The sequence below is a fragment of the Pseudomonas sp. TWR3-1-1 genome, assembly GCF_049896545.1.
GTDB classification, from domain to species: Bacteria; Pseudomonadota; Gammaproteobacteria; order Pseudomonadales; family Pseudomonadaceae; genus Aquipseudomonas; species Aquipseudomonas weihenstephanensis.
The window spans coordinates 63023-75725 of record NZ_JAFCUO010000003.1 but is presented as its reverse complement, the minus strand read 5'-3'; the positions used below and the strand labels follow the sequence as shown (position 1 = coordinate 75725).

Below are 12703 nucleotides of genomic sequence, written 5' to 3'. Positions count from 1 at the left end.
GGCGTTGGGCTTAGGTTTGGTTACAGTAACAGCTTGTATCTGCGGGAAAAAGGCTGCGCTAGAAAGCACTGCGGGCAAGTGGCTTCCTGGTTTTATGTAGGAGTCAACTTGCCCGCAGTGTTGTTATGCAATCGCTTAGCGTGGGTTTGAAACCGTCAACATTTGCCCAGGCTTGAGTGCCTTGGCGCTGTTAGGGTTCCAGCGCTTGAGGTGCTGCATCTCGACGTTGAAGCGTTTGGCGACGATGTACAGCGAATCACCCTTTTTCACTTTGTATTGGGTGGCTTTCTTGCTGGCTGCGGGTTTGCGCGTGTCCTGCATCACCAGCATCTGGCCGCTCTTGAGGTTTTTGCCGGTCAGTTTGTTCCAACGCTGCAAGTCACGGACATTGACCTTGTTGGCCTTGGCAATGGTGGTCAGGTTGTCGCCACTTTTGACCTTGTACTTACGGTTAAGGCGCACGGCCGTGTTGCTGGCCACATTGTCGAATACCGCTTTTTTGGGGCGCAGGCTGATCAGTTCATCAGGTCTGAGGTTGGACAGGCTGGTGGTCAATAACTGAGCTTTGGAGGTCGGCACCAGCAGATGCTGCGGGCCATCTGTGGTGGCTCGTTGCTTGTAAGCCGGATTGAGCTGAAACATTTCGTCTTCGTCGATCTCGGCCAGCGCAGCAACGCGGGACAAGTCCATGGATTGTTTGATTTCAACCATTTCGAAGTACGGTTCGTTGGCAATCGGGTTCAGGTTGATGCCATAGGCTTCAGGGGCCATCACCACTTGGGACAGAGCCAACAATTTCGGAACGTAGTCTTTGGTTTCCTGCGGCAGGGGCAGGTTCCAGTAATCCGTCGGCAAACCGAGCTTTTCGTTGCGTTCGATGGCCCGGCTTACGGTGCCTTCGCCTGCGTTGTAAGCCGCCAGCGCCAGCAACCAGTCGCCATTGAACATGTCATGCAGACGGGTCAGATAATTCATGGCCGCCAGGGTTGAGGCGGTGATGTCTTTACGCCCGTCATAGGCACGGGTTTGGCGCAGGTTGAAATAGCGGCCGGTCGATGGAATGAACTGCCACAGACCGACGGCATTGGCGTGGGAATACGCCATCGGGTTGTAAGCGCTTTCAATGACGGGCAGCAGGGCCAGTTCCAGCGGCATGTTGCGTTCTTCGAGGCGCTCTACGATGTAGTGAATATAAAGGCTGCCACGCTCACCTGCGTTTTCGAGAAACGAAGGGTTGCTGGCGAACCACAGGCGCTGTTGTTCGATTCGCGGGTTAACTTCTACGCCTTCCTGCAACTTGAAACCCTGACGCATCCGCTCCCAAACATCTTGTGGGGCTACAGGGCTGGGTTTTTCGCTGAGCCAGATCGGCTCCTGAGGAATGCGTTTGGTCAGTTTCAAGCTGGGTCTTTCGGCCGTTTTGGCTGATTGATCCATGCTTTGACAACCCGCGAGTACAGCGGACACGGCCAGCGCGATGGCTTGCGCAAGACGCGTCAATGTGTCTGTTTTGATGAAGTTACGTATAGATGACGACATTGGCTGGAAGTAAGTTCCGGGCAAAAATGTCGGGCGATTCTAGAAAGCAGGGGGGACGCGGTCAACTGTTCAGAATTTTTGTGCCAACCGCGACCCTGATTAGAACTTATCTTTCCAGCTGCGCAAGCTGGCAAAGACGGCGCAGGGCGAGGCATTGTCCTGCTCGTTCCACTCGTCAGCTTTTTGTTTAACGGATGTTTCACTGACCCGTAAAAAGGGATTGGTGCGTAATTCCAGCGCCATCGTGGACGGCAAACTGATGCGACCTTCTGCGCGCCATCGGGTCACTTCATCGAGTCGCGCCTGGATGTCGGCGTTGTTTGGCTCGACCGCTTGTGCAAAGCGCAAATTGCTTAACGTGTACTCATGGGCGCAAAACACCGAGGTATTGGCAGGCAGCGCGGCCAATCGGCTTAACGAGTGATGCATTTGTTCGGGGGAACCCTCGAACAGTCGGCCACAACCGGCGGCAAACAGCGTATCGCCACAAAACAGCAAGGGGGCGGCGGGCGCTGCCTGATAGTAGGCAATGTGACCGAGGGTATGGCCTGGCAACAGGAAAACCTCGAACGTCAGGCCCAATACCTCGATGCAGTCGTGGTCGTTGAGCGCCTGCTGTCGCGCGGGGATGTTTTCGAGTGCAGGGCCCCAAACTTTGGCGCCTGTCAGGTTATGCAGGTGCTCAACGCCGCCGACATGATCAAAATGGTGGTGAGTGACCAGGATGTCGCTCAACGTCCAGTCCGGATGTCCATCAAGCCACGCCTGGACCGGTGCGGCATCACCCGGATCGACCACGGCGCAGCGCTTGCTGGCATTGTCTTGTAACAACCAGATGTAGTTGTCGTTGAAGGCGGGCAGGGCGTCGATCTGTAGCATTGTGCAATTCCCAAGTGCGAAACAATGGCGCATCTTAGGGCCTGTAATGGGTGTAAGGCGAGTTGGAGGAGCAATGACCGATAAAGCATTGGCTCAGGCTGACCCTGAGTGGCTGGCGCTGATCCGTTCCGCGCGCGAATGGCTGTCCGGTCCCCACGGGCAGTTGTTGCTTGAGGATGAACAGCGAGTACTGGAAGAGGAACTCGGTCGATTTTTTGGCGGTTACCTGGTGCATTACGGCCCGGGCGCCGACGCACCGCCCAGTGCCCCACAGGTGCAACGCAATGTGCGCTTGGGTGCGCCCTTGCCGGGTGTCGAGATTTTTTGTGAAGAGCAAGCATGGCCTTTATGTGAGCACGCCGCCGATGTGGTGGTGCTGCAACACGGTCTGGATTTTTGCCTGTCGCCTCATGGCTTGCTACGCGAAGCCGCCAGCAGTGTGCGCCCCGGCGGGCACCTGTTGATCGTGGGAATCAACCCGTGGAGCACGTGGGGGCTGCGGCACGTTTTCGCCAAGGACGCGTTAAGCAAGGCGCGCTGCATTTCTGCCTCGCGCGTGGCGGACTGGCTGAATTTGCTGGGCTTTGCGCTGGAGAAACGCCGCTTCGGGTGCTATCGTCCGCCGCTCGCTTCACCTGCCTGGCAACGCCGTTTGTCGGGCTGGGAGCGCAAGGCGGGTAGCTGGCAACTGGCCGGTGGCGGCTTCTACATATTAGTTGCACGCAAAATGGTGGTGGGTTTGCGGCCCGTCAATCCATTGCGCCGTGAACCCATGGGCAAACTGATTCCTTTGCCGATGGCCAAGGTCAATCGGCGTCACAGTGAACCCTAGTCCCTCTTGATTAACGAAAGGCTGGCGTGATCCGGTCTCTGGTGCTGTCCATCCATGATGGGCAGGCCACAACACCCTTTTCTGGATAGGTTGTAATGAGCAATAGCGTTGAAATGTTCACCGATGGTGCCTGCAAGGGCAATCCGGGCCCGGGCGGCTGGGGTGCCTTGCTGGTATGCCAGGGCGTCGAGAAAGAACTCTGGGGCGGCGAACCCAACACCACCAATAACCGCATGGAGCTAATGGCTGCCATTCGTGGCCTTGAAGAACTCAAGCGCCCGTGCGAAGTACTGTTGGTGACCGACTCCCAATACGTGATGAAAGGCATCACCGAATGGATGGTCAACTGGAAAAAACGCGGGTGGAAAACCGCCGCCAAAGAGCCGGTCAAAAATGCCGATCTGTGGAAATTGCTGGATGAACAAGTCAATCGGCATACCGTGAAATGGCAGTGGGTACGTGGGCACATTGGCCATTACGGCAATGAGCGCGCTGACCAGTTGGCCAATCGTGGCGTGGATGAAATGAGGGGCATCAAGCATGCGTAGTGTCGTACTCGATACCGAAACCACGGGTATGCCGGTCACCGATGGCCATCGGGTGATCGAGATCGGTTGTGTTGAGCTGATGGGCCGCCGTCTGACCGGGCGGCATTTTCACGTGTACCTGCAACCGGATCGCGAAAGTGACGAGGGCGCGATCGGCGTTCACGGCATCACAAACGAATTTTTGGTGGGCAAGCCGCGTTTTGCTGAAGTGGCCGATGAGTTTTTTGAGTTCATCAAAGGCGCTCAGCTCATCATTCACAACGCTGCGTTCGACATCGGCTTTCTGAACAATGAATTTGCCTTGATCGGGCAAACCGATCGCACTGACCTCACGCAGCACTGCACCATCCTCGATACGTTGATGATGGCCCGTGCGCGCCACCCTGGTCAGCGCAACAGTCTCGATGCCTTGTGCAAGCGTTATGGGGTAGATAACTCGGGACGTGAACTGCACGGCGCCTTGCTCGACTCCGAGATTCTGGCAGACGTTTACCTGACCATGACCGGTGGGCAGACCAGTCTGTCGTTGGCCGGCAACGCTTCAGATGGCAATGGTTCGGGTGAGGGTTCGGGTCAAGAGGCGACGCAAATTCGTCGTTTGGCAGCGGACCGCCAGCCGGGTCGGATTATTCGCGCCAGTGAAAGGGACATGGCTGAGCATGCTGCCCGACTTGAAGCCATAGCCAAGTCAGCCGGAGCGCCATCGCTATGGACGCAACTGCTCGAAGCCAAAAGCCAGACCTTGCAATAACCCGAACCCTTGTGCGTTTGAATAAGGGCTCCAGGCCCTTCACGCAGCATGCGGCAGCGTGGGCAGGCGGGTGTGCCAGAAACAAGGACTCTTTGATCTATGCATCTGGTTATTAATCCTCAAAATCCTGAAGTCTCGGTCCGGTTGGCTGATGAAGGTTTTGCACCGTATGTATGGTGTAACGATTTCAGCTTTGAAGTGCGCGCCTATGCGCAAGTCGAAGCGCACCTGAGCGTAGAGCACTGGCCATTGGCAATGGTCACGCCGTACCGCAAGTGTTATGGCATCGATCCGGATGAGTTCGCCAGTTATCGCGGTGCGCCGGACAGCGCAGTTTTCATGGCGTACCTGGACAACCAGCCGGTGGGGCATGTGGTCGTCAGTACCAATTGGAATGGCTTCGCTCATGTAGATGAGCTAGCAGTGATCGCGGGCGCTCGTCGTCATGGCGTCGCCAAATCATTGTTGGACGTGGTGAAGTTTTGGAGCCACAAAAAAAGATTGCCGGGCATCATGCTTGAAACCCAAAACAACAATATCGGCGCCTGCCGCTTGTACGAACGTTGCGGTTATCAGGTAGGGGGGATTGATCATTTGCGCTATCGCGGGATTGACCCGCAGACCGCTGAAGTGGCGATCTTCTGGTACCTGCTGTTCGAAAACCGGGCATAAGTCCCTGCGCCGGTTCTTGCAGTAGCCACTGCTGGAGCGAGCGTGCCACGCTCGCTCCTACAGTTTTTTCTTACGCTGGCACGACGGATTCAGGCTCGCGAGTCAGGATCACGCCTGATTGCACTAGCTCGAACTCGGTATCAGAGTTTTTCTTAACGCGATCGCCAATAGCCAGCTTATAGGTGATGACTGGCTGACCGTCTGCCCCAGGTGTGGAATCTTGAAACTCATGCACCGAATAGACACGGCCTTCCGCGTCTCTTGCATGAAATTGCCCAACGAGAACTGCAGCCATTTGTAGAGAACCTCTGGAGATAAACACCCAATTTGCGGTTCTTGTAGACCGTTGATCAGCAGGGGAAGTTTAGCGCGGTGGAAAAAATAGTCTCGCTACTTTACAGGCTTGTTGGCCGATAGGGTGAACGGAGCTGCAAGAAAGGCGTCCGATCATCTATAACTAATCTTCCTACAGCTTGAGCCGCGAGGGTTTTCCATGAGTAAGGTCTACAGCGTTGCAGTGTTGGTCGGCAGTCTGAGAAAGGATTCTCTCAATCGAAAAGTGGCCCATGCCTTGGCGCAGTTGGCCCCCCCTCACTTGAAGCTGAACATCGTCGAGATCGGTGAGCTGGCGTTGTATAACGAAGACATTGACGTTACGCCACCTCCGGCGTCCTACACTGCGTTTCGTGATCAGGTTCGCCAGGCTGATGCGGTGCTGTTTGTCACGCCGGAGTACAACCGCTCGGTTCCTGGTGCGCTGAAAAATGCCATCGATGTAGGCTCACGCCCTTACGGTCAAAGTGTGTTCAGTGGCAAACCGGGTGCTGTGATCAGTGTTTCGCCGGGTGCGATTGGCGGGTTTGGGGCTAATCATCATTTGCGCCAATCCCTGGTGTTTCTCAATGTGCCATGTATGCAACAACCTGAAGCTTACTTGGGCGGCGCCGGCAGTGCTTTCGATGAGGCTGGCCAGTTATCTGAGAAAACCCGACCGTTCTTGCAAGCGTTTATTGATGCTTATAGTCAGTGGGTGGAGACAATTAAAGGTGTTTGATCGCGTCAGTGCTGTTCTTTAAAAACACCGCTTAGGCGGTGTTTTTTTATATCGCTCAAAACAATGTCTATAAGGTTCGGCCACGGATACGTATAAGTTACATGTATCTTGTTACGTATTGGGGGAGTGAAGGGCGTGCACAAGCAGGGGTGTGAACTAATGTTGAGTGTTCAAGACGTTTGATTTCGAGAAAGGAAGCTCATGATTATGGCGAATCTACGCAGTACGTCATCCGTAATTAACGCAAGCACTCACGTACAAGACCCCATTGCCGAGTTAGAAGAACTGTTTATTGAAAAGACCCAGATGAGGCGAATACGAGCCGGACAATGCCCTGTCAGGCGCCCTGTTTTTTTACGCTTGAACGGGGTGGCGCATGGCCGTTTTGAAGTAGTTGAAGATCTGCCCGATGAATTAAAAGTGGGCCTGTTTGCACAGGCTAAAACCTACCCTGCATGGGTGCGTTACTCGTGTGACATTCCAGACGGTGCCCCTGAGCGGGGTGAAACGGTTGGCTTGGGCATCAAGCTCTTCGGCGTCGAGGGTGAAAAATGCCTGGAGCCAGACGAATCGTCTCCTACCGTCGACTTCCTGCTTCAGAATCATCCGGTTTTTTTCGTTAATGATGCGCCGGACATGGCCTTGGCCTTCAGGGATTTCGCGGCCTGGATTGAGGCGCATGAAGACACCTGGGCAATCCTGGCCGCAATGCGCAAGGATGTGAAAAGCGTATTGGAGAGTGAGTTGTGGAGCGTTATTCCTTTTCATTTTGGGCTGCAAAAGTTTTGTAAATATAAAATTGAGCCTGAAGTGATTTCGTTAGGCCCAGAACCTGACTTTAATGCGCCCGGTTATTTGAAGGCCGATTTGCATCAACGCCTAATGACGGCAGAGGTGCGTTTACGTTTTATGGTGCAACTGCAAGAAGATGATGACTGTATGCCGTTGGACACGGCCACTCATGAGTGGGATGAAGTAACGTCTGCACCCGTTCATGTGGCCACTTTAATATTGCCGATACAGGACATCGATTCACGTAACCAGTCGGTGTATGGCGAAACCCTGGCATTCAATCCCTGGCGAACATTAAAAGAACATCAGCCGGTTGGCAGTCTTGCACAGGCCCGCAAAGTTATCTATCAAGCGTCTGCCACTGTGCGTCGTCATTACAATGGCAATGTATTAGGTGAACCTCAAGTTGAACGTCCGGCGCAACTTAAGCCTTAAATGGATGAACGAAAGTATTTACTTTTTTGTAAGCAATAACCCCACAGGGACGTGATGCTATGCACCGTAAAACACTCACACGCCAACAACTTAAAACAATTGTGCGTGCCTCGATACACCCAGGTATCGGCATCGCACGCTTAGGTAACAGTCCGGGCGAATACGTAATCAGCCCTGACACCATAACCCCGCAGTGGGTCAGCGCTGGAAGTCGCCACGATGCCAGCGGCGCCATTAAACGTCAGGCCGCACGTTTTCGTATTTACGGCTACAACCTTGAAAATGAGGTGGTCGGGGAGCTAACGCTGGACGACGCTGAAATTGAATGGCGCGCCCATGTGGTCAATCGAAAGGCTCAGTGGTTTGAGTTTGAAAAGGCGATGGACATAGAGGATGCCGCCCACACTCAACTTCGTTTACGCAATGCCGACAGGGTGGGTGCTGAGCGCGACGCGCTGGTTATCGACGCGGGTGCCAGAACCGTCTCGGGCAGAGCGGTCAGCGGCCCGGCCCATGAGTTTGCAGGGGGTACGTTTCTGGGCATGCCGGTTGCACTCGGTGAGTTGCGCACTGATGAGTCGGGGCGGCTATTGGTGTTGGGCGGCCATGGCCACTCGGGATCTCCCACGGGGATGCCGATCTTTGATCCCGATGTGAGTAACCACTTCGCGAATGCGACCGGCTGGTTTGACGACACCTCTGACGGCCCCGTCTGGGCGGCGGTAAAAATCAATGGCGTTGTGATTCCCGTCGAATCTGCCTGGGTGGTGGTGGCCCAGCCGGACTTTTCGCCCAACACTGTCGGCTGGCGCACGCTTTATGACTTACTGACGGACACCTACCTTGCCAGTGGATGGCTGACACCGCCTGAACGTCCCTCCTTTAGCCGCGATGTGCTGCCGATTTTTCAGCGCCTGAGCGGCCTGCAATGGGTTAACAAAGGTTTCGCAACGCTGTTCGGGCAGGGCGCGCCTTTCGATTTCAATAACCCGCTGTTACTGGCCAAGCTGTCGCGTGCCGACGAGACCTTCAGCCATCTGCGCCAAGCGGTGTTCAATGCATTTCGTGGGGCAAGCAACGCGGTGCATGAGCCCAGAACCTGGCCCTGGTTGTATGGCGACACTTTTGGCGCTGAGCAAGAGAGCGCGCACGATCACCTCGCTCCATCGCCTTATCGCAGCCAGTTGTTAAAACGATGGGTCAAAGGTGAATTCCATGCGGACTGGACACCGGACCATAAACCGCCCGCGCATCTGGATGATGTCAATTTGGCCGATCAACCCGCCATGCTGGACCAGGCCGCGCTGCACTTTTGCCTGGCGGATGCTTTCCACCCAGGGATTGAGCTGTCATGGCCCATGCGTCACATCTCCCTGTACCGCGCGCCTTTTCGTATTAAGACCCTGCCTGAAGACCAGCCATTGCCGGACTTCGGCCCCGTATTGGATCAAACCCTGGCATTGGCCGTCGACGGCCCTTTGTATGCCCAACCACCTGGGGGGCTGAGCCGGTGGATGGCATTGCCCTGGCAAGTGGATGCGGTGGGTTGTCGCTCAGGCTATGACGCCGATTACGATCCCTATCTGCCCACGTTTTGGCCAGCCGGTGTGCCAGATCAGGTGTTGAGCGAGGCGGACTATCACGCCTCAACCGACATGACGCTGCCCCGAGAGCAGCGTGTCGCAGCGTTTAACCGCAGGGTTTACTGGGGGCGTAAATTGCGCGGGAGCTTTATCGACCAGGCCACGCAACTCGTCGGCGATATGGCGCGCGTGGGGGTGATTGAAGCGCGGCCAGGCGTTGAGAATGACCCGGACTTGCCCGCGATCATGATGGTCGAAAGCGTGTCGGGCGGCCAAAGCCCTGTTGCGCCACCCGCGCCGGACCTGCGTAGGGGAGCAAAACTGTCCTTGTCCGATATCGAACGGGCAGGGTGGGAGAGCCAGGAGCAATGCGACGAGTTTCGCCGGATAGTCAGACGTGAAAACATTTGATGTCGCGATAGTCGGGGCGGGCCCCGCAGGCGCTGTCGCGGCCAGGTGCCTGGCGTTATCGGGCCATGAGGTGTTGCTGATTGATGACACCTCTCATGTGCTTAAAGTGGGTGAGAGTTTACCGGGGTCAGCCTATCCGCTGCTGTTTGAGCTGGGATTGTTACCTTGGCTGCACGCCAGTCAACCGCTGCCGTGCGTGGGCAATGTAGTGTCATGGGGCCAAGAGGCGCTCTATTGCCGGGACTTTATGCGCGAACCGTATGGAGCGGGTTGGCATCTCTGTCGCCAAGCGTTTGATGCAGCGTTGCGCAACGCCGCGGGTGATGCCGGTGTTACCGGGTGTACACAGCGTTTTGAGCAGGTACAGCGCGCAGGGAACCGTTGGTTGCTGACGTTGCGTGAAGAGCAGGTGGGCGCGCGCTGGGTGATAGATGCCAGTGGCCGAAGCGCGTGCGTGGCCCGGCGCCTGGGGGTCAAGCGCGAGCGAGATCAACGGCTGATTGCGCTTTACTCACGTACGCAACACGTTGCTGGTGATCAACGCACCTGTATCGAGGCGGTGGCAAACGGCTGGTGGTACAGCGCGGCGTTGCCCGGCGACAAACGGATTGCAGCCTTGCACCTCACACCGTGTGAGGCACAAAAAGTACTTAAAGACCGTCATGGGTGGTTGGCGCAATGGGATAAAACGCGTCACATCCGGCGGCACAGCGGTTCAGGCGAGTGGTCGCCCCCTCACGCATGCGAGGCCGTCGGTAGTTATTTACAGCAAGTAGCAGGGGAGCGTTGGCTGGCCGTCGGGGACGCAGCGCTGGCCTTTGACCCGTTGTCGGCCCAAGGCATTTTCAATGCGCTGTACAGCGCCATGCGTGGAGCGCAGACGGTTCAGGCGGCGTTGGCAGGCCAGCATGAATCGACGCAGCAATACACTGCGCAACTGTTGAGTGTCAGGCGGGCGTATGTGCGCATGCTGGATATTCAGTACCGGCGTGAGCAACGCTGGGCGGATCAAGCGTTCTGGCAAGTTCGTCAACAATAAACAGAACCCGGCTGGCGACTGCGATGGGGTTGGCCGCAGCCGTCAGCGGATAGCGCCTTAGCTGCTTTGCGGCATTTCACCTCGGGCCAGGCGGGCATTGATATCAGCAATGACCGCAGGCAGCTCGCGGAGGGTGTCGATCAGATAATGCGGGCGCGAGCCTTCGAACAAGGTGTGAATCCGGGTGCGTTCAGCGGCCAGGGTCACAGCGTCCAGTGCGGTGTATTGCTCGTAGGTCAGGCCCAGCGCGTTGCCGGAACACACCAGTGCCACCGTCCACATGCCCGCGCGGCGGCCTTCAAGAATGCCCGGCACCGTGTCGTCAATTTTGACGCAGGCGCCCACATCATCGATGCCCAGGGCAATGACGTTGGCCAGTGCCTGAGCAGGCCACGGACGACCGTTGGGGACGTCATCGGTGGCGACCACATGGTCGGCAACGTAACCATTGGTGGCTGCCAGCTCCACAACCTTGGCCATGACCTGCGCCGGATACCCCGAGCAGGAACCGATTTTCATGCCTTGGGCACGCAGTGTTGCAATGGCCTCAAGCGCGCCCGGAATCAACGCGGAATGTTCGGCGATTTTCTCGATTTGCAACGGCATGAAGCGCTTGTAAATGGCCGTGACGTCATCGTCAGACGGGGCGCGGCCGAATACCTTCTTATAGCGTTCGCCAATTTGTGGTTGGTTGCACAGGGTACGGATGTGATCCCACTTGCCCATCCCCATCGGACCGCGTGCTTCATCGATAGACACCTGTACATCAAATTCAGCGAAGGCTTCGACAAAGATTTGCGTGGGGGCAAAAGAGCCAAAATCGACCACAGTACCGGCCCAATCGAGGATGGCTGCTTGAAGCTTGCTTGGTTGGGTGTAGTTCATGTCTTTTGATCCTGTGTGAGCGGCCCGTGCCGCACGGCGAAATTTGAGTTTGTGTGACAAGCGTCCGGCGGTCAGATGTCCAGCACTTGCATTTCATCCAGTACCTGCGCCACGGCATTAACCGCGGCCTGCATGTCGGCGTGAGTGACATGACCGATGCAGCCCACACGAAAGGTATCGACTTGAGTCAATTTGCCGGGGTACAGAATGAAACCCTTGGCCTTGACCCGCTCATAGAAATCCTTGAACTGGTAACGCGGGTCTTTTGGGGCATGGAAGGTGACGATAATCGGCGCTTGAACGGCCGCTGGCACAAAGCTGCGAATGCCCAGGGTGGCCATGCCGTCAAGCAGGGTCTGGCAGTTCTTGGTGTAGCGCTGATGACGGGCTGGCAAACCGCCTTGTTCGTTGTATTGCGCCAGCGCCTCGTGCAGCGCCGCCACCACGTGCGTTGGCGGGGTAAAGCGCCATTGCCCGGTTTTGGCCATATAGGTGTGCTGGTCGTGCAGGTCCATTGCCAAGGAATGAGAGTTGCCCGCCGCGTGGGCCAATGCGTCTTTGCGCGCAAAGACAAAGCCCATGCCCGGTACGCCTTCCAGGCATTTGCCGGACGCTGCGATCAAGGCGTCGAAGGGTGTTTCTTGTGCATCGACGGGCAGGGCACCGAATGAACTCATGGCGTCGATGATCAGGCGCTTGCCTTGTTTGGCTACAACGTTGGCAATTTCTGACAAGGGATTGAGAATCCCGGTGCTGGTTTCACAGTGAATCAGCGCCACATGGGTAATGCCCGGGTCGGCGTTGAGCAGGCGCTCCACGTCTGCGGCGGTCGTGGGCTGATCCTCGGCGGTTTCAAAGGTGCTGAAACGACGATCCAGCACGTCGCAGATTGTGGCCAGGCGTTTGCCGTATGCGCCATTAATCAGCACCAACACATGGCCATCGCGTGGGACCAGAGTGCCGATTGCCGCTTCCACGGCGAACGTGCCGCTGCCTTGCAAAGGAACACAATGGTGGCTGCTGGCGCCGTTGATAATGGCCAACAGTTGTTCGCACAGGCTGGCCGTCAATCTGTTGAAGCTGTCATCCCATGAACCCCAATCCTGCAGCATGGCCTGGCGGGTGCGCAGCGAGGTGGTCAGTGGGCCTGGGGTCAGCAGGGTCGGCGCGGCAGAACTCATTCTGGTTTCCTCACAAGCTTTGGGATAACGACTCAATACACGGCATAAATTGCAGTTTGAGTTGTTATCAATCAAATTGTTTGTTGTTATACCAGCCATCAG

Annotated in this window: 13 protein-coding genes; 8 read left to right on the top strand and 5 right to left on the bottom strand. The window is 56.4% G+C overall.

The features are described from left to right. Positions 1-135: 135 nt before the first annotated feature. Together ACP7A4_RS08965 and gloB are read right to left on the bottom strand one after the other, a co-directional pair. Complete coding sequence (locus ACP7A4_RS08965; RefSeq protein WP_059763124.1) at positions 136-1539, bottom strand: transglycosylase SLT domain-containing protein; 1404 nt, start codon at positions 1537-1539, stop codon at positions 136-138. A 99-nt stretch (positions 1540-1638) separates the two neighbouring features. Continuing rightward, complete coding sequence (gene gloB / locus ACP7A4_RS08960; RefSeq protein WP_048363605.1) at positions 1639-2418, bottom strand: hydroxyacylglutathione hydrolase; 780 nt, start codon at positions 2416-2418, stop codon at positions 1639-1641. A 73-nt stretch (positions 2419-2491) separates the two neighbouring features. On the opposite strand from gloB, the gene ACP7A4_RS08955 reads away from it, so the two are divergent. From ACP7A4_RS08955 to ACP7A4_RS08940, 4 genes are all read left to right on the top strand, one after another. Continuing rightward, entirely contained in the window at positions 2492-3250 is a 759-nt protein-coding gene (locus ACP7A4_RS08955) for a methyltransferase domain-containing protein (protein ID WP_426246465.1), read from the top strand. Between the two features lie 95 nt (positions 3251-3345). Next, entirely contained in the window at positions 3346-3798 is a 453-nt protein-coding gene (gene rnhA, locus ACP7A4_RS08950) for a ribonuclease HI (RefSeq protein ID WP_203303717.1), read from the top strand. Continuing rightward, the gene (dnaQ, locus tag ACP7A4_RS08945; protein WP_203303718.1) at positions 3791-4549 is read left to right on the top strand and encodes a DNA polymerase III subunit epsilon; all 759 of its coding nucleotides are present in this window, start codon (positions 3791-3793) and stop codon (positions 4547-4549) included. The genes rnhA and dnaQ overlap by 8 nt, the downstream gene beginning before the upstream one ends. A gap of 99 nt (positions 4550-4648) precedes the next feature. Further along, entirely contained in the window at positions 4649-5221 is a 573-nt protein-coding gene (locus tag ACP7A4_RS08940) for a GNAT family N-acetyltransferase (protein WP_059763119.1), read from the top strand. 70 nt (positions 5222-5291) lie between these two features. Here the strand turns inward: ACP7A4_RS08940 and ACP7A4_RS08935 are convergent, their stop codons facing one another. Beyond that, the gene (locus tag ACP7A4_RS08935; RefSeq protein WP_059763118.1) at positions 5292-5516 is read right to left on the bottom strand and encodes a hypothetical protein; all 225 of its coding nucleotides are present in this window, start codon (positions 5514-5516) and stop codon (positions 5292-5294) included. Positions 5517-5714: 198 nt separating this feature from the next. On the opposite strand from ACP7A4_RS08935, the gene ACP7A4_RS08930 reads away from it, so the two are divergent. From ACP7A4_RS08930 to ACP7A4_RS08915, 4 genes are all read left to right on the top strand, one after another. After that, positions 5715-6275, top strand: a complete 561-nt coding sequence (locus ACP7A4_RS08930; protein WP_203303719.1) for an NADPH-dependent FMN reductase — start codon at positions 5715-5717, stop codon at positions 6273-6275. Between the two features lie 201 nt (positions 6276-6476). Beyond that, a complete protein-coding gene (locus ACP7A4_RS08925) occupies positions 6477-7502 on the top strand; it encodes a hypothetical protein (RefSeq protein WP_426246461.1) in 1026 nt (341 codons plus the stop codon). Positions 7503-7561: 59 nt separating this feature from the next. After that, positions 7562-9496, top strand: coding sequence for a LodA/GoxA family CTQ-dependent oxidase (locus ACP7A4_RS08920; protein ID WP_426246459.1), 1935 nt, complete (start codon positions 7562-7564; stop codon positions 9494-9496). Beyond that, the gene (locus ACP7A4_RS08915; protein WP_426246457.1) at positions 9483-10535 is read left to right on the top strand and encodes a tryptophan 7-halogenase; all 1053 of its coding nucleotides are present in this window, start codon (positions 9483-9485) and stop codon (positions 10533-10535) included. The genes ACP7A4_RS08920 and ACP7A4_RS08915 overlap by 14 nt, the downstream gene beginning before the upstream one ends. A 57-nt stretch (positions 10536-10592) precedes the next feature. Here ACP7A4_RS08915 and phnX read toward each other — a convergent pair whose 3' ends face one another. Both phnX and ACP7A4_RS08905 read right to left on the bottom strand, forming a co-directional pair. Beyond that, the gene (gene phnX, locus ACP7A4_RS08910; RefSeq protein ID WP_203303723.1) at positions 10593-11420 is read right to left on the bottom strand and encodes a phosphonoacetaldehyde hydrolase; all 828 of its coding nucleotides are present in this window, start codon (positions 11418-11420) and stop codon (positions 10593-10595) included. Positions 11421-11491: 71 nt separating this feature from the next. After that, on the bottom strand, positions 11492-12601 hold the full coding sequence (locus tag ACP7A4_RS08905; RefSeq protein WP_426246454.1) for a 2-aminoethylphosphonate--pyruvate transaminase: 1110 nt from the start codon (positions 12599-12601) through the stop codon (positions 11492-11494). Positions 12602-12703: the final 102 nt, after the last annotated feature.

Excerpts from the sequence above, each read along its gene's own strand:
- phnX (WP_203303723.1), bottom strand. The coding sequence starts at position 11,420 with ATGAACTACACCCAACCAAGCAAGCTTCAAGCAGCCATCCTCGATTGG.
- ACP7A4_RS08920 (WP_426246459.1), top strand. The coding sequence starts at position 7,562 with ATGCACCGTAAAACACTCACACGCCAACAACTTAAAACAATTGTGCGT.
- ACP7A4_RS08925 (WP_426246461.1), top strand. The coding sequence starts at position 6,477 with ATGATTATGGCGAATCTACGCAGTACGTCATCCGTAATTAACGCAAGC.
- rnhA (WP_203303717.1), top strand. The coding sequence starts at position 3,346 with ATGAGCAATAGCGTTGAAATGTTCACCGATGGTGCCTGCAAGGGCAAT.
- ACP7A4_RS08940 (WP_059763119.1), top strand. The coding sequence starts at position 4,649 with ATGCATCTGGTTATTAATCCTCAAAATCCTGAAGTCTCGGTCCGGTTG.
- ACP7A4_RS08930 (WP_203303719.1), top strand. The coding sequence starts at position 5,715 with ATGAGTAAGGTCTACAGCGTTGCAGTGTTGGTCGGCAGTCTGAGAAAG.
- ACP7A4_RS08935 (WP_059763118.1), bottom strand. The coding sequence starts at position 5,516 with ATGGCTGCAGTTCTCGTTGGGCAATTTCATGCAAGAGACGCGGAAGGC.
- ACP7A4_RS08955 (WP_426246465.1), top strand. The coding sequence starts at position 2,492 with ATGACCGATAAAGCATTGGCTCAGGCTGACCCTGAGTGGCTGGCGCTG.
- dnaQ (WP_203303718.1), top strand. The coding sequence starts at position 3,791 with ATGCGTAGTGTCGTACTCGATACCGAAACCACGGGTATGCCGGTCACC.
- ACP7A4_RS08905 (WP_426246454.1), bottom strand. The coding sequence starts at position 12,601 with ATGAGTTCTGCCGCGCCGACCCTGCTGACCCCAGGCCCACTGACCACC.
- ACP7A4_RS08965 (WP_059763124.1), bottom strand. The coding sequence starts at position 1,539 with ATGTCGTCATCTATACGTAACTTCATCAAAACAGACACATTGACGCGT.
- gloB (WP_048363605.1), bottom strand. The coding sequence starts at position 2,418 with ATGCTACAGATCGACGCCCTGCCCGCCTTCAACGACAACTACATCTGG.